This window comes from Enterobacter sp. V89_11 (genome assembly GCF_029967775.1).
GTDB lineage: Bacteria > Pseudomonadota > Gammaproteobacteria > Enterobacterales > Enterobacteriaceae > Enterobacter > Enterobacter ludwigii.
The window spans coordinates 1-16,366 of record NZ_JASCAN010000021.1 but is presented as its reverse complement, the minus strand read 5'-3'; the positions used below and the strand labels follow the sequence as shown (position 1 = coordinate 16,366).

Genomic DNA, 16,366 nt, shown 5'->3' with positions numbered 1-16,366 from the left:
GATGTTTACAGCCAGTTACGGCGCTTGAAGTAGAGGTACGGCGCCAGCCCGGCGAGGATCATAAAGATAATCGCGCCAGGGTAGCCAAAGCTCCACTTAAGCTCCGGCATAAACTCAAAGTTCATCCCGTAGCTCGAGGCCACCAGCGTCGGTGGCAGGAAGACCACCGAGACCACCGAGAAGATCTTGATGATGCGGTTCTGCTCGATATTGATAAAGCCCATCGCTGCCTGCATCAGGAAGTTGACCTTCTGGAACAACGATTCATTGTGCGGCAGCAGGGATTCGATATCGCGCAGGATCTCACGCGCCTGCTCCAGCTGACCGCCCGGCAGACGCGCCTTACGCACCAGGAAGTTCAGCGCGCGCTGGGTATCCATCAGACACAAACGCACCTTCCAGCCGATATCTTCCAGCTCTGCCAGCGTCGAGAGCGCTTCGTCGTATTCATCGCCCTGATGACCTTCCATGATGACGCGGCTCAGCTTTTCCAGGTCGCTGTAGATGTTTTCAATTTCATCCGCCAGCTGTTCGATTTTGGTTTCAAACAGGTCCAGCAGCAGTTCGTAGGCATTGCCGTCGACCATCGCCTGGCTACGGGCGCGCATGCGGTAGAGACGAAACGCGGGCAGCTCACGCTCGCGCAGGGTAAACAGGCGACCGTCACGAATGGTAAACGCCACGGTGGAGTTACCTGCGTGATCGTCGGCGTCTTCAAAGAAGAAGAAGGAGTGAATATGCAGACCGTCTTCATCTTCAAAAAAACGAGCAGATGCTTCGATGTCTTCCAGTTCCGGGCGGGTTGCCAGGCTTTGCCCCAGCTCAGATTGTACGCGAAGGCGCTCATCGTCGTCCGGCTCGACCAGATCCACCCATACGGCATCAATGAGGGGCTGTGACTCTTCGGCTTCAAGCCGAGTCAGTCGGTTATTTTCGAGTTGAAATGCGCTCAACATGACCGGGACTCCCAATGCAAAAAATATCGGACAGTTCGGTGGGCACACAGAAACAAATTGGGTTTCAGACCATTAAACAGCCTGACTCAGCGCGACGGGAATAATGCAGGTCGCTGACAACCACTAAGGCCATCAGCAAGAGGAGATAGCCTTAGGAGTTGTTCCTGGATGACAGGGAATTGAGCCAGTATCTACTGGGTGTGTCCAAGGCGAATGTCCTCTTAGCGTAATCGTGCGCGCATGTTACGCCAGCAGTAATAGTGGCGTCAACACGCAACGGAACGCTGAAGGGCATTAATTGACCTTCAACGTATAAGGCTAGCAGATTATTACAAAATAATGATATTTTTCTGAAAGTTACACAGTTTCCAGCCTGGCGTAGGCTGCCACCAGCCATTTGATACCTTGCCCCTGGAACGCCACCTGCAGGCGGCTGTGCTCGCCGCTACCTTCCAGATTGACGATGGTGCCTTCACCAAACTTAGCATGACGCACGCGCTGACCCAGCTTGTAGCCGGTGTCCGTTTCAGCAATCGGCGAGCCCATACGCTGATGGCTGACCGGGCGGCTGATACTGGCGCGCAGGCGCACCTCTTCCACGCACTCTTCCGGCAGTTCGCCGATAAAGCGCGACGGACGGTGATACACCTCTTTGCCGTACAGGCGTCGGGTTTCGGCATAGGTCAGCGTCAGCTTTTGCATCGCGCGCGTCACGCCAACATAGGCCAGACGACGCTCCTCCTCCAGACGCCCACCTTCATCCAGCGACATCTGGCTCGGGAACATCCCCTCTTCCATCCCGACGATAAACACCTGCGGGAACTCCAGACCTTTGGCGGAGTGCAGGGTCATAAGTTGAACCGCATCCTGCCAGGTGTCTGCCTGCCCTTCGCCCGCTTCCAGCGCCGCGTGGGAGAGGAACGCCTGCAGCGGCATCAAATCTTCGTCTTCTTCGTTGTAGCTGAACTGGCGCGTTGCCGTCACCAGTTCCTCTAAGTTCTCAATACGGGTCTGGCCCTTTTCGCCTTTCTCCTGCTCATACATGGTGCGCAGGCCGGAGTCTTTAATCACCCGGTCGGTCTGTACGTGCAGAGGCATATCGGCCGTTTCCTGTGCCAGGGCATCAATCAGCTCCAGGAAGCGCTGTAAGGCGCTGGCTGCACGTCCGGCGAGCGCTTTCTCCTGCAACAGCTCGCGGCACGCCTGCCAGAGTGTCAGTTGGCGATCGCGGGAGGCCTGACGCACCACGTCCAGGGTACGGTCACCGATGCCGCGAGTTGGGGTGTTCACCACGCGCTCAAACGCCGCATCGTCATTACGGTTTGCGATCAGACGCAGATACGAGAGCGCGTCTTTGATCTCCTGACGTTCAAAGAAGCGCATGCCACCGTAAATGCGGTACGGCATACTCACCTGCAGCAACGCCTCTTCCAGCACGCGCGACTGGGCGTTGCTGCGATAGAGAATGGCACACTGCTCCAGCGCGCCACCGTTGTCCTGCCAGGTTTTAATACGGTTCACCACAAAGCGCGCTTCATCAAGTTCGTTGAATGCGCAGTAGATAGAGATCGGTTCACCGTCAACGCCATCGGTCCACAGCTTTTTACCGAGACGCCCGTTGTTGTTCTCAATCAGGGCGTTGGCGGCGCTCAGAATGTTGCTGGTCGAACGGTAGTTCTGCTCCAGACGGATGGTCTGAGCACCGGGGAAATCATTGAGGAAGCGCTGAATGTTTTCCACCTGCGCCCCACGCCAGCCATAGATGGACTGATCGTCATCACCAACGATCATCACCTTGCCGGTATCACCGGCCAGCAGGCGGATCCATGCATACTGGATGTTGTTGGTATCCTGGAATTCGTCCACCAGAATATTGGTGAAGCGTTCACGATAGTGCTGCAGGATATGCGGTTTGTTGAGCCACAGCTCGTGCGCACGCAGCAGCAGCTCAGCAAAGTCCACCAGACCTGCGCGATCGCACGCCTCCTGGTAGGCTTTATAAACGTTCTGCCAGGTTTGCTCGACCGGGTTGCCGAAGCTCTGAATATGGTGCGGACGCAGCCCTTCGTCTTTCTGGCCGTTGATGTACCACATTGCCTGACGCGGCGGCCACTGCTTCTCGTCGAGATTCATCGCCTTGATAAGACGCTTCAGCAGACGCAGCTGATCTTCGCTGTCGAGGATCTGGAAATCCTGCGGCAGGTTAGCGTCCATATGGTGCGCCCGCAGCAGGCGATGCGCCAGACCGTGGAAAGTACCCACCCACATGCCGCCCTGGCTGGTGCCCATCAGCTGTGCGATTCGGTGGCGCATCTCTGCCGCCGCCTTGTTGGTAAACGTCACCGCCATAATGGAGTACGGCGAGCAGTTTTCCACGCTCTGCAGCCACGCAATACGGTGTACCAGCACGCGCGTCTTACCACTGCCCGCCCCAGCCAGCACCAGCATGTTGGTGCGCGAAGCGGCAACCGCGTCACGCTGTTTGTCATTAAGGCTGTCGAGCAGGTAAGAAACGTCCATTGGCACCGTCACGTAATGTCAGGCAGGCGAATGTGATTCCTTCGCCAAAACCCTGTTAATTTATACAGAACAATTGATGATTATATCAGCGTCGTGAGGGATGCCAACCGTGAAATTTCCACGTGCGGCAGAAGACGGCTGTCCGGCGTTGTCATCAGGTCAGCGTTTTCCGGCTTGATCCAGCAGGCCTGCATGCCGCAGCGGATCGCCCCGGCCACGTCCGTGGTCAGGTCATCACCCACATGCAACATTTCGCCGAGCGGCAGGTTCAGTTTTTCCGCCGCCAGGTGATACATATCGTTAAACGGTTTCGAGCGCCCGTGCGGGCCCGCGCGCAGCACAAACTCAAAATAATCGCCAAGACCAAACAGCTCAGGCTGGGCATTGCCATTGGTAATCGCCACCAGCGGCCACTTCTCTGCCAGCACGGCCAGCGTATCGTGGGTCTCCTGTGGCACATCAATACGGCTGCGCCATTTGGCGAAGTTTTCCATGGACGCTTCAGCCCCTATCGCCGCATCACGCGCGCTCATGCCAACATTCAGCATCGCCTGTTCAACCGCACGTCGACGCCATTCGGTCACGTCATGGTAAATGTCCGGCTCGGTCTCCCGCAGGGTCTGACGCAGCTGCTGGAAGTCCTTGTTCTGCATCGTCTTCAGCGCCGGGTGATAGTTCTGCACAAACGTCAGCGACTCCTGCTCGGTACGCAGGATCACCTGGCGGTTATCATAAAGGGTGTCATCAAGGTCAAAGGTAAGGGCTGATATCTGACCCAGTGGGCGGTAAAAACGCATTATTTCCCCCGTTTGGCGCGTGGATGCGCCGCGTCATACACCGAGGCAAGGTGCTGGAAGTCTAAGTGGGTATAAATCTGGGTGGTGGACAAATTCGCGTGGCCGAGCAGTTCCTGCACGCCGCGCAGATCGCCGCTTGATTCAAGCATGTGGGTCGCAAAAGAGTGGCGCAGCTTGTGCGGGTGAACATGGCTGTTCAGCCCCTGCTTAATGCCCCACTCCGCAAAACGCTTCTGCACGTTACGCGCCGAGATCCGCTTGCCGAGTTTCGACAGGAACAGCGCATCTTCTTCCGCGCCAAACAGCCCGCGCAGGTCAAGCCAGTGCTCAATCCAGGCGACAGCGTTGCGACCAATCGGCAGGCGGCGCTCTTTGCTGCCCTTGCCCATCACCCACACTTCGCCGGTATCCAGATCGAGATGTTTTATATCGAGATTGACCAGTTCAGACAGACGCAGTCCGGCACCGTACATCACCTCCAGCATCGCGCGGTCACGCACCGCCAGCGGATCGTTAAGATCGATATCCAGCAGGCGATTGACATCATCGACGTCGATATTTTTAGGCAGATGACGCGGTGCTTTTGGCGTGGCAATGCCTTTCGCCGGGTTGGCTTTAAGGCTGCCCTGGCTCACCAGCCAGTCGAAGAAACTGCGCAGGGCAGAGAGCCTGAGCGCCAGACTCGCCGGACCTAACCCTTTCCTGCGGCTACGCACGACGACGCCACGAACCGTCGCAGCGTCACATTGTTGCCAGCTTTTCAGGCCGATTTCATCGGCAATCTGCATGATGGCATCAAGCTGACGCTGATAGTTCAGCAGCGTTATGGGGCTAAGCTGACGTTCAACCCCCAGGTAGCGCAGAAATCGCGCGACGTCAGTGGCAAGAAGTCCGTCCGTCATACGCGCTCAATCCAGCGCTCCAGCAGCTCAGGCAGCATCAGGGCGATCTCCTGCAACAGGTGCGTACCTTGCCCCTGCTCATAGTGATGCGCGTCGCGACTGGTAAATAACATCACGCCTAAGTCGCCATCGCGCCCCATCAATGACATGGCCACCGAGCCAATCGCTTTGGCTTCTGGCAATACCACCAGCAATTCTGGTCCGTTCAGCGGCCCCAGATAGTGATGTTGATGACCCAGGCGCTGAATACGTAGCGGCTCAAACGCCTGACGGCTCAGCGCCAGATGGGTGAAACCAGACGGTGCACCAATGCGCCAGCGGTCGGGGAAGAGACGAAGGGTTGCGCCTGCAAGCCCCAGTTCTCGCGCCCAGCGGTGGAAACGGCTGAGAAACTCGTCAAGGCTGTGGGCCGAGGCCAGACGCGCCTGCAGATGCAGCAGTCGATAGAACAGGCTTTCGTTATTGTTCGCCTGTTCCATGAGCAGCGTCATGTTCTCTTCAAGCTGATTGATGTGGTTGCGCGCGCGAGCCATGTGCCATTCGACCAGCGACACGGTCCCGCGCACCGGATGCGGCACGCGCATCTGTTCGACAAGACGTGCATTGCGAATAAAAAACGCGGGATTGTTCAGCAGATAATCAACAACAGCACTGTCGTCCAGTTCCGTCACCGTTTCCTGCAGTTCTTCCCCTGGTTGCTTCATAGATGGATAAACCCGTCATAGACATGTACCGCCGGGCCAGTCATAAACAGCGGATGACCCGGTCCTTTCCAGGCGATATCAAGACGACCGCCTGGTAACTCCACGCGAACCTCTTCTGCCAGTAACCCCTGAGCGATGCCGACGGCCACCGCCGCGCAGGCACCGCTTCCGCAGGCCTGGGTTTCGCCCGCGCCGCGTTCATACACCCGCAGACGGATGTGTTCACGCTTCACCACCTGCATAAAACCAATGTTCGCGCGTTCCGGGAAGCGTTCATGGCTTTCCAGCACCGGGCCGAGGGTTTCAACGGCGGCGGTCTCCACATCATCAACCTGAATCACGCAGTGTGGGTTTCCCATCGAGACGACGCCACACAATACTGTCTGCTCGGCCGCACGCATAATATAGGTCTTTTCCGCTTTGTTTGCGCGAAACGGCACGGCGGAAGGTTCAAAGTTCGGCTCGCCCATATTCACGCGAACCAGATCGTCATCGGTGACGCTGAGCACCATGCGACCATTCGCGGTACTGACGCGGATATCGCGCTTGTTCGTCAGCCCTTTCAGGCGGACAAAGCGGGCAAAACAGCGCGCACCGTTGCCGCACTGGGAGACTTCACTGCCGTCAGCGTTAAAAATACGGTAGTGGAAATCGAGGTCAGGATCGTATGGCGGCTCAACCACCAGCAGCTGATCGAACCCCACGCCCAGATGCCGATCCGCCAGGCGGCGGATCAGTTCCGGGGAGAAAAAGACATTCTGCGTTACCGCGTCGACGACCATAAAATCGTTGCCAAGGCCATGCATCTTAGAGAACTGCATCATTCGCTCCATTGCGCGGGTACAGAACGTAATCGTCAGAGATTAACCTGAGTCGGACCACCATTATTGCCACGATCGTTCGTGTCTGGCGTGGAAGACTCAATACCGCTTTGCACAGGTTTCGTCGGCGGCGGCGCCGTTTTATCCGCTGGCGGGAAGTAAAGCGGTCCCTTCAGTCCACAGCCCGTCAGACTAAACAGCGTGATGAGAACGGCAAGCGTTCGGAAAACGTTTTTCATTATAAAGTTGCCCGTAAGTTCAAATCTGTTTCTATCATCGCAGGAGAAGACACAAAAGCAAGAGTTTGCCGCTTTCCTGCAACGGGAATTATTTAGCGTTATACTGCCGGCATCACGAAAAACAGGAACAAAACCATGAACGACAGTGAATTCCATCGCCTTGCAGACACCTTATGGATGACCATCGAAGAGCGGCTTGACGACTGGGACGGCGACAGCGATATCGATTGTGAGATCAACGGCGGCATTCTGACCCTGAGCTTCGAAAACGGCAGCAAAATTATTATTAACCGCCAGGAGCCGCTTCACCAGGTCTGGCTGGCCGCCAAACAGGGTGGCTACCATTTCGATCTGAAAGAGGGCGAATGGGTGTGTGACCGTAGCGGCGAAACGTTCTGGGACCTGCTGGAACAGGCGGCGACCGCGCAGGCAGGTGAAGACGTGCGTTTTCGTTGAGTCTGTTTTGCCCGGTGGTGCGCTGCATACCGGGCAAAAACTGTCAGGAGAAATACTGCTGCAACAGCGGGGTAGTGTCCTGGCTGGCGGGAACCGCTGGCGTAACGGCCTGCGTACGGAACGGAATCACCTGCGAACGTCCGTCTACATTCACAATCTGGTAGAACTGCGGCAGGTTAAAGTTGATGAAGCTGGAGCCGTAGGTAAAGCGGTCATGTGAGGACGAATAGAAGCGGCTGACGTCGCGCACCAGCTCCTCTTTACTGCCTTCACAGTGGTGATAAACCTCAGCGCGGTTCGTCTCATCCAGGATGTAGATGTTGAAACCGGCGTCGTCACCCGACTCTTCAAAGAAGAACTGAATAATCCCTTCGCTCGCAAAGCCATCCACGACCTGTGGCAGTTTCACGTGGTTGGTTTCCACCTGCACTGACAGGCCATGCAGCTTGTTGTGCGAAATGGCGCCGTAGAACTCGATGGCGTTTTCCAGCTTCTGTACTGAAACATTCAGGCGCTCGAAGAACAGGCCCCAGGTCTGTCCGGAGACGCGCAGCGCTTTAAAGCGACCGGTTTCCTGACGGGTACTGGAGAGGCGCAGTTCGATGCACTCTGAAACCAGCTGCTGCACACGGGTACGGATCAGACCGCGCAGATGCTGGCTATAGCAGAACACCTCAACGCTGTCCGGCGGCGCAGCGTCCTGGTGCATCTTGCCAAGAATCGTTTTCAGCGCTTCGATCATCGCCTGCTCGCCGTTGAAGTGCAGAGTACGCACTTCGTTCCACGAGTTGCGGTACAGCAGGTCTACGCTGCCCACCAGGCAGTTTTGCTGCTCGCCAAAGCTAAAGACATCCAGCTTGCGGAAATCAAAATGGACCACCTGATTGCGGAAGGCCGCCGTCGGGTCATATTCCAGGTTGACGATGATCGCCAGATGGCGAATTTCACACGGACTGTAGAGCGCTTTTGGCGTCGGTGCCGGCAGACGCAGCGGGAAGTGGTGGGAGACATCCGCCACCATCTCCTGCAGTTTGGCTAAATCGACAACCTCGTTGCCTTTGATAAACAGCCGGGTACGCGAGGTCAGCAGGCCGTTGAACCAGGCCCAGGCCACCAGCTTGTTCAGGTAGCGGTTATATTCCAGCGGCTGATGGCTGATGATCGAGTCCATGCTTGGCGCACGGTTGTACAGGTACCACCCGGTGCGGTTTGCGCGGCCCGGCGGCACATAGATAAAGGTCAGGTTCGGTTCTGACAGGTCCGGTGAAATCTGCGGGTTAACCAGCGTGACTTTACCCGGCAATGCTTCAAACGCCGCATACAGTTTACGCGTCAACACCCCGATGTCCTGCGGGCTGGCGGAAACGCTGAGATTGTTACGACGCGCAAAGCGGATAAGGTTGCGGTAGCTTTGCATCATGGCATCGAGCAGTTCGTTGTGCGCTTCACGCACCTGATCGATTTTCCAGTTGGCGCGGTTATCAAGCATCGACAGACGTTCTTCGTCCCATCCCCACTCTTTCACCAACTGACTGACCACTTCACGACGCCAGCCCACGCATGCGCGTTCGCGGCTGAGTTTTTCACAGACTTTGAGATAGAAACATCGACGCACCAGATCGAGACGCGTGGTGTCATCAATGGCTTTCAGGTATTCGGTGACGCGTTCAAGCATCATGCAGTAAGCATCCAGCCCGTAGGAGACAATTTCTCCGTCGTGCAGACGCTGTTTGATATCTTTCGCCAGCAAACGCGGCGTGGGGTATTCCCAGGAATAGGCTTCCAGCAGCAGGGTTTTCAGCACGGCCTTATACGGCGAATCAATGCTTTTATAGAGCTGCCAGAGGCTCGCGCCAAAGTACTCTTCGGCGGAAAGCGAACTGAGGCCACCCAGATCCAGCCATTCATTTGGTGTCAGCACACCCTGGGAGTACAACGACATTACGTAATCGTCGTAATGCTCTTCTTCGTCGCACGGCACCATATTCCACAGAATACGCTTACCGGCCAGGCGTACGGCAGTACGATAAAACTCGTCCAGCAATAAGATGTGCTGGGTTGAGCCGCAGTCTTCACCACCCAGACTGCCACTTTCGTTATGACGGAAACGGTTTTCATCAATCAGGAAGAAACTGACTTCTACGCCAAGCGACGCGGCCCAGCTTTCCAGCAGGCTGCACTTTCGTTGCAGCAGCTGACGCTCGTCGTTATCGAGCCAGGACTGATGACAGACCCAGATGTCCAGGTCCGAAGAACAGCTTTGCCCAACCGAGGAGGTGCTGCCCATGGTGTAAACGCCTGTAATCGGCAGTTCACCTTTCGGTGATTCCTGCGGCGGCATGCCACGGTAGAGTTCAAGTTCGGTCAGGTAGTGTTGTTGGGTTTCATCAGGCGTGAAAAGACAGATGCCTCTGGGAACGTTACCGTCAAGGTAGCCAGGCATCAGCGGATGGTGATAGTGCAATAATGTCGGCAGAAGACTGTATACCTGCTGGAAAGCAGGGCCCATAGCAGCAAGCGCGCGATCGACACGCAGTTGGTTTATGGCATCCAGTCTCTGTTTCAGAGTCTCAATATAGAGGTACAAGACGTATCGCCTGATGTTTCCGGGTGTCGCACGCTATTCAAAACAGAAATAACAGCGGACCCGCAGTATTACAAAAAGAGAACCGTTACCTTTTTTCGCCCTTATCATTATGGTGGTACCGACGAAAAAATGGTCTAAAACGTGATCAATTTAACACCTTGCCGGTTGACCGTAAAGAAAGATGCGCTACATACAGTGTAGCACCGTTCTGTACGTGTAAATTCCTTAATACGGCTGTGGCTGACGAGAACCCCGCCCTGTCCCTCTCTTCTTCATCACCGTAAAACTGCCATCCCAGAGTCAACAATGTTAGGATGGTTAGCGATTGATAATGACGGTAACAAGCATGTTAGACAATGTTTTGAGAATTGCCACACGCCAAAGCCCTCTTGCGCTCTGGCAGGCACATTATGTTAAGCAGCGCCTTGAAGCCTGCCACAGTGGGTTGTGCGTCGAGCTGGTGCCGATGGTCACGCGCGGTGACGTGATCCTTGATACGCCACTGGCTAAAGTGGGCGGCAAGGGCCTGTTTGTCAAAGAGCTGGAACTGGCATTGCTTGAGAACCGCGCCGATATCGCCGTACATTCGATGAAAGATGTGCCCGTCGAGTTCCCGGAAGGGCTGGGGCTGGTGACCATTTGCGAGCGTGAAGATCCGCGCGATGCGTTTGTCTCCAATCACTATGATTCGCTCGATGCGTTGCCAGAAGGCAGCGTGGTTGGCACGTCCAGTTTACGTCGTCAGTGCCAGCTGGCAGAACGTCGTCCGGACCTGATCATTCGTTCGCTGCGCGGTAACGTTGGTACGCGTCTGAGCAAGCTGGATAACGGCGATTACGATGCCATTATCCTCGCGGTTGCGGGTCTGAAGCGCCTGGGGCTGACGTCACGCATTCGCGTCGCGTTGCCGCCTGAGCTGTCGCTGCCGGCTGTGGGTCAGGGGGCCGTCGGCATAGAATGCCGTCTGGATGATGTGCGTACCCGCGCGCTGCTTGCCCCGCTGAACCATGACGAGACCGCTATCCGCGTTAACGCCGAGCGCGCCATGAACACCCGCCTCGAAGGAGGGTGTCAGGTGCCGATTGGCAGCTATGCTGAATTAATTAACGGTGAACTGTGGCTGCGAGCGCTGGTTGGCGCACCGGACGGTTCACAGATGGTCCGCGGCGAACGTCGCGGTAAAGCGCAAGATGCCGAACAGCTTGGCGTGTCGCTGGCAGAAGAGCTGCTGGATAACGGCGCCCGTGAGATCCTGGCTGAAGTTTATAATGGAGAACCCCCTGCATGAGTATTCTTGTCACCCGCCCTTCTCCCGCAGGAGAGCAATTAGTGAGCCGTCTGCGCGCACTGGGGCAGGTGGCCTGGAGTTTTCCGCTCATTGAATTCTCCCCCGGTCGGGAGCTGTCCGCGCTTGCCGACCATATGAATACCCTCCAGCAGGGCGACTTGCTGTTTGCGCTGTCGCAACATGCGGTGGAATTTGCCCAGGCGCAGCTACAACAGCAGGGGCTTAACTGGCCAACCGCCCCTCACTATTTTGCGATTGGTCGTACAACGGCACTGGCGTTGCATACCGTAAGCGGAACAGACGTTCGTTACCCGTTAGATCGGGAAATCAGCGAAGTCTTGCTACAATTACCTGAATTACAAACTATTGCCGGAAAGCGTGCACTCATTTTACGCGGTAACGGCGGGCGCGAACTGTTGGGTGAAACGCTGCGGGAACGCGGGGCTGAGGTCACGTTCTGCGAATGCTATCAGCGTTGTGCAAAACATTACGATGGTGCGGAAGAGGCGATGCGCTGGCATATGCGCGGCATTACGACCCTGGTGGTGACCAGCGGTGAAATGCTGCAGCAGCTCTGGTCGCTGGTGCCCCTTTGGTATCGTGAAAACTGGTTACTCCACTGCCGGCTTCTGGTCGTCAGTGAGCGTCTGGCGAACCAGGCCCGGGAACTGGGCTGGCAAGATATTCGGATCGCTGATAACGCTGACAACGATGCGCTGCTGCGCGCATTACAATAACTCTCATAATGGGAAGCCATAATGACGGAACACGATAAATCCTCCGCCGTGGTTGAAGAGACCAGGGAGACTGTGGACATCACGCCGCAGTCAGAAACGACTGAGAAAACCGTTGAGAAGAAGAACGGCAGCAATAAAACCAGCCTCGCGCTGAGCGCGATAGCCATCGCCATTGCGCTGGCCGCAGGCGTTGGTCTCTATGGCCTGGTGAAACAGCAAGGTTCCAGCCAGACAGCGACCAACGACACGCTGGTCAATCAGCTTACCGCCCTGCAAAAAGCGCAGGAGACGCAGAAAACTGAACTGGAAACGGTGATTAAACAGCAGTCCGCGGCGCTCGCTGAGGCGAACAGCAAACAGGAAGAGCTGACCAAACAGCTGGACGACGTGCAGCAGAAAGTCGCCACGATTTCCGGTACCGATGCCAAAACCTGGCTGCTCTCGCAGGCCGATTTCCTGGTGAAGCTGGCCGGACGTAAGCTCTGGAGCGATCAGGACGTCACCACCGCCGCCGCGCTGCTGAAAAGCGCTGATGCGAGCCTGGCAGACATGAACGATCCGAGCCTCATTACCGCGCGTCGTGCCATTACCGAAGATATCGCCAGCCTCTCTGCCGTTTCGCAGGTGGACTACGATGGCATCATCCTGAAGGTCAATCAGCTTTCAAACCAGATTGATAACCTGCAGCTGGCGGATAACAACGACGATGACTCCCCGATGGATTCTGACGGCACCGAGCTTTCCAGCTCCCTGAGCGAATGGCGCGTGAACCTGCAAAAAAGCTGGCAGAACTTTATGGATAGCTTCATTACTATCCGCCGCCGCGACGAAACCGCCGTTCCACTGTTAGCGCCGAATCAGGACATTTATCTGCGCGAAAACATTCGCTCCCGCCTGCTGGTGGCGGCTCAGGCCGTGCCGCGTCATCAGGAAGAGACCTACAAACAGGCGCTTGATAACGTCTCGACATGGGTACGTGCTTACTACAATACCGATGATGCCACGACCACGGCTTTCCTCGATGACATTGATAAACTGAGCCAGCAGAACATCACCATGAACGTGCCGGATAAGCTGGAAAGCCAGCCGATTCTGGAGAAACTGATGCAGACGCGCGTGCGCAACCTGCTGGCGCAGCCGGGCGTTCCGGCAGAACCTCACGCCCAGGCCCCTGCCGCCGCGCCAGCGCCTGAAAGCGCGCCACAAGGAGAGTAATGATGCTTAAAGTACTCTTACTCTTCATCCTGCTGATCGCCGGGATCGTGCTGGGGCCGATGCTTGCCGGTCATCAGGGTTACGTCCTGATCCAGACCGATAACTACAACATCGAAACCAGCGTAACGGGTCTGGTGATCATTCTGATCCTCGGGGTGGTGGCGCTCCTTGCGGTTGAGTGGATCCTGCGCCGAATTTTCCGTACCGGTGCGCATACGCGTGGCTGGTTCGTTGGCCGTAAACGCCGCCGCGCCCGTAAGCAGACTGAGCAGGCACTGCTTAAGCTGGCCGAGGGTGACTATCAGCAGGTTGAAAAGCTGATGTCGAAAAATGCTGACCATGCCGAACAGCCGGTGGTGAACTATCTGCTGGCCGCCGAGGCAGCGCAACAGCGGGGTGACGAAGCCCGCGCCAACCAGCATCTGGAACGCGCGTCAGAACTATCTCCGAAAGACCCGATTCCCGTTGAGATCACCCGCGTTCGACTGCAGCTGGCCCGCAACGAAAACCACGCCGCACGTCACGGTATCGACCGTCTGCTGGAAGTCTCGCCACGCCACCCGGAAGTGCTGCGTCTTGCCGAGCAGGCCTATATTCGCACCGGTGCCTGGGGTTCACTGCTGGATATCATTCCGTCGATGGCCAAAGCCGACGTCGGTGATGATGAACATCGTGATGAACTTCAGCGTCTGGCATGGATTGGCCTGATGGATCAGGCGCGTGCCGATCTCGGCAGCGATGGCCTGAAAACCTGGTGGAAGAATCAGAGCCGGAAAACGCGTCAGCAGGTTCCGTTGCAGGTTGCGATGGCAGAACATCTGATTGAATGTGACGATCATGACACGGCGCAGGAGATCCTCCTCGACGGACTGAAGCGACAGTATGACGATCGCCTGGTTATGGTGATCCCGCGTCTGAAAACCAATAACCCTGAGCAAATTGAAAAAATGCTGCGTCAGCAGATTAAAGCCGTCGGCGACCGTCCACTGCTGTGGAGTACGCTGGGCCAGTCGCTGATGAAGCACGGTGAATGGCAGGAAGCGAGTCTCGCCTTCCGTGCAGCGCTGAAACAGCGTCCGGACGCGTTTGACTACGCGTGGCTTGCCGATTCGCTGGATAAGCAGCACAAGCCGGAAGAGGCTGCCGCCATGCGCCGCGATGGGCTGTTATTAACGCTGCAAAATAATGGCAGCCAGCAATAAATAACAAGGAGGCCAGACGGCCTCCTTTTTTTATTCCCCTTCGCCTGCTACATTCTTTACCACATCATCTAAAACGAACCCGCCAATGTAACGACGTCTTTTCATTAACTTTTTTCCATACACGCGACGAGTGCCGCGTGGACTGAATCGTTTTTGAAAGGAAATCGTCATGAACACCCTTTTGTACGCGCTTATTGAAGCGCTGCGCTGCCACCGCTGGCTGCGCCTGCTGGCCTGTGCCTTTATCTTTACATCACTGGGAAATGGCGTAACCCAGGTGGTGGTCTTCGGCTTACTGTTAGCATGGTCCGCCCCGCCCGCGCTGCTTACCCTCGCCTTTCTTTTCGCCACGCTACCTGGCTTTATCGGCAGCCTCATCAGTGAAAAGCTGTGCGCGCGCTATTCTCCGATATCCCTGTTGATACTCACCGAGGGGCTTGGCTTACTGGCCCTGCTCTTTCCCCTGCTCGGCGTGCACTATCACAGTATCCCTGCGTTACTGGCCGTGCAGTCCACCGAAGCACTGCTTAGCGGAATGAGCTGGCCTGCCCTGACGCTGCTCTTTAAACGCGGACTCAGAGAAGCAGAACTGCCTGCCGCAACCTGCCTCGAGAATGTGATTTTTGCCGCTCAGGTTTTGTTAGGCACCGGGCTGGGGATGGTACTTTTCCAGAAGATTGCCATCCTCGCCTTGCTGGCCATTGATGCCATCAGCTTTCTCGGATCGCTGTTCATGCTCTGGCTGGCGGGTCGTGTATTTTTAGCGCCCACACTGGCAGTCCCCACTGAAGAGAAAGCGCCTGCGGCTTTACGCTGGCAGATGTTGACCATCCGGCAGAAACGCAGTTTGCTGATTTTGCCTGCGCTGGCCGCCGTCGGTTCACCGGCCATGGCGCTTCTTCCGGCAATGGCACAGCAGATCCATCCTCAGGATGCGGCCAGCCTTGCTTTGCCACTGCTTTTTGCAAGAAGCATGGGACAACTTTGCGGTCCCCTGCTGCTAAAAAGAGACAGCCTGACGCGTTTTGCAGCACGCACGCCACGGATTTTACTGTGTCTCGGCATCTTCCTTACTGCGTATGGGATGCTCCCGCTGTTGTCCGGGTGGATGGCATGCGCGCTGGGGATGATATTTGTCGCACACCTGGCCTCAAATGTTCTCTTTGCGGCTGGCACGTTTGCCGTACTCAGCAGTTTTCAAACCACGCACATGGCTTCGGCCAGCAGTAAAGCCTGGCGCTGGCAAACGCTCAGTGCCTCGCTTTTCACCGGTATTGCCGCGATGGCGGCAGCAGGGTTTGGCTCCGTACAGGCGCTTTACAGCGTTTCGTCAGCCGCTCTGATACTGGTCGCCCTGATCATGTACGTTTACCGGGAATAAGGCATAAAAAAACGCCTGCTATAAAAGCAGGCGTTAAAACAGGTCTGTAAGACAACATATTTGGTGCTTCACTCAACGTTATGCCCATGGTGTCTGATGAGGCCGAAGCGACATCTGTCAGTGGACGATAAGCACCGTAAATGGCTCTGCGTCATTCCTGAGTTTATGAGGCACTAAGGCGAACATAAGAGATGGAATGAGCATCTACACGTATATTATTGCACGTAACGTGCCAACTTGACACGCAGAACTTTTACATCGCGCAACATTTTAAGATAAAAGGAAATTATGTTGTTGAGCGGTATCTTAGACCCTACAACCTACTGATAAACACGACGAAATGTCGTCTGGAGGAGACACGAAAGCCGCCAAATTATTATATCTTTTACTTTCAGTGTGTTATGTGTCGCTGAATCGCGACAAGGAAGCCAGCTGTTGTCGTGGAATCACTACAGAGGGGGAAAGGCGCAGAAAATAAAAAACCCCGCCGAAGCGGGGTTCAAAATTGGTCGGCGAGAGAGGATTCGAACCTCCGACCCACTGGTCCCAAACCAGTTGCGC

At 56.1% G+C, this 16,366-nt stretch carries 15 protein-coding genes; 6 read left to right on the top strand and 9 right to left on the bottom strand.

The window, feature by feature from the left end:
• Positions 1–5: 5 nt before the first annotated feature.
• From corA to QLG09_RS15760, 8 genes are all read right to left on the bottom strand, one after another.
• Positions 6–956, bottom strand: a complete 951-nt coding sequence (gene corA, locus QLG09_RS15795; RefSeq protein ID WP_020882881.1) for a magnesium/cobalt transporter CorA — start codon at positions 954–956, stop codon at positions 6–8.
• Positions 957–1,107: 151 nt separating this feature from the next.
• Complete coding sequence (ysgD, locus tag QLG09_RS15790) at positions 1,108–1,164, bottom strand: YsgD/CorL family protein (protein ID WP_212743980.1); 57 nt, start codon at positions 1,162–1,164, stop codon at positions 1,108–1,110.
• Positions 1,165–1,313: 149 nt separating this feature from the next.
• Positions 1,314–3,476 (bottom strand): DNA helicase II, encoded by a 2,163-nt coding sequence (uvrD, locus tag QLG09_RS15785; RefSeq protein WP_020882882.1) that lies wholly within the window; start codon positions 3,474–3,476, stop codon positions 1,314–1,316.
• Between the two features lie 80 nt (positions 3,477–3,556).
• Entirely contained in the window at positions 3,557–4,273 is a 717-nt protein-coding gene (gene yigB, locus QLG09_RS15780) for a 5-amino-6-(5-phospho-D-ribitylamino)uracil phosphatase YigB (protein ID WP_282489053.1), read from the bottom strand.
• Positions 4,273–5,175, bottom strand: a complete 903-nt coding sequence (gene xerC, locus QLG09_RS15775) for a tyrosine recombinase XerC (RefSeq protein WP_014172134.1) — start codon at positions 5,173–5,175, stop codon at positions 4,273–4,275. Before xerC ends, yigB begins: the two co-directional genes overlap by 1 nt.
• The gene (locus QLG09_RS15770) at positions 5,172–5,879 is read right to left on the bottom strand and encodes a DUF484 domain-containing protein (protein ID WP_014172135.1); all 708 of its coding nucleotides are present in this window, start codon (positions 5,877–5,879) and stop codon (positions 5,172–5,174) included. Before QLG09_RS15770 ends, xerC begins: the two co-directional genes overlap by 4 nt.
• Complete coding sequence (dapF, locus tag QLG09_RS15765) at positions 5,876–6,700, bottom strand: diaminopimelate epimerase (RefSeq protein WP_020882883.1); 825 nt, start codon at positions 6,698–6,700, stop codon at positions 5,876–5,878. Before dapF ends, QLG09_RS15770 begins: the two co-directional genes overlap by 4 nt.
• Before the next feature lie 35 nt (positions 6,701–6,735).
• Positions 6,736–6,939, bottom strand: a complete 204-nt coding sequence (locus QLG09_RS15760; RefSeq protein ID WP_025202779.1) for a lipoprotein — start codon at positions 6,937–6,939, stop codon at positions 6,736–6,738.
• Positions 6,940–7,074: 135 nt separating this feature from the next.
• Here QLG09_RS15760 and cyaY point away from each other — a divergent pair, with 135 nt between their 5' ends.
• Positions 7,075–7,395 (top strand): iron donor protein CyaY, encoded by a 321-nt coding sequence (gene cyaY / locus QLG09_RS15755; protein WP_014172137.1) that lies wholly within the window; start codon positions 7,075–7,077, stop codon positions 7,393–7,395.
• Positions 7,396–7,438: 43 nt separating this feature from the next.
• On the opposite strand, the gene cyaA is transcribed toward cyaY, so the two are convergent.
• Positions 7,439–9,982 carry a class I adenylate cyclase gene (gene cyaA, locus QLG09_RS15750; protein ID WP_014172138.1) on the bottom strand — a complete coding sequence of 848 codons (2,544 nt, stop codon included), beginning with the start codon at positions 9,980–9,982 and terminating at the stop codon, positions 7,439–7,441.
• 346 nt (positions 9,983–10,328) lie between these two features.
• Here cyaA and hemC point away from each other — a divergent pair, with 346 nt between their 5' ends.
• The 5 genes from hemC (at position 10,329) to QLG09_RS15725 (ending at position 15,805) form a co-directional block, all read left to right on the top strand.
• The gene (gene hemC / locus QLG09_RS15745) at positions 10,329–11,270 is read left to right on the top strand and encodes a hydroxymethylbilane synthase (RefSeq protein WP_049021997.1); all 942 of its coding nucleotides are present in this window, start codon (positions 10,329–10,331) and stop codon (positions 11,268–11,270) included.
• Positions 11,267–12,007: a uroporphyrinogen-III synthase gene (hemD, locus tag QLG09_RS15740; protein ID WP_014172140.1), complete on the top strand. Its 741-nt coding sequence runs from the start codon at positions 11,267–11,269 to the stop codon at positions 12,005–12,007. The genes hemC and hemD overlap by 4 nt, the downstream gene beginning before the upstream one ends.
• A gap of 21 nt (positions 12,008–12,028) precedes the next feature.
• Positions 12,029–13,222, top strand: coding sequence for a uroporphyrinogen-III C-methyltransferase (hemX, locus tag QLG09_RS15735; protein WP_014172141.1), 1,194 nt, complete (start codon positions 12,029–12,031; stop codon positions 13,220–13,222).
• A gap of 2 nt (positions 13,223–13,224) precedes the next feature.
• A complete protein-coding gene (gene hemY, locus QLG09_RS15730) occupies positions 13,225–14,424 on the top strand; it encodes a protoheme IX biogenesis protein HemY (protein ID WP_049022000.1) in 1,200 nt (399 codons plus the stop codon).
• 169 nt (positions 14,425–14,593) lie between these two features.
• Complete coding sequence (locus tag QLG09_RS15725; protein ID WP_049022001.1) at positions 14,594–15,805, top strand: MFS transporter; 1,212 nt, start codon at positions 14,594–14,596, stop codon at positions 15,803–15,805.
• The last annotated feature ends 561 nt before the right edge of the window (positions 15,806–16,366 follow it).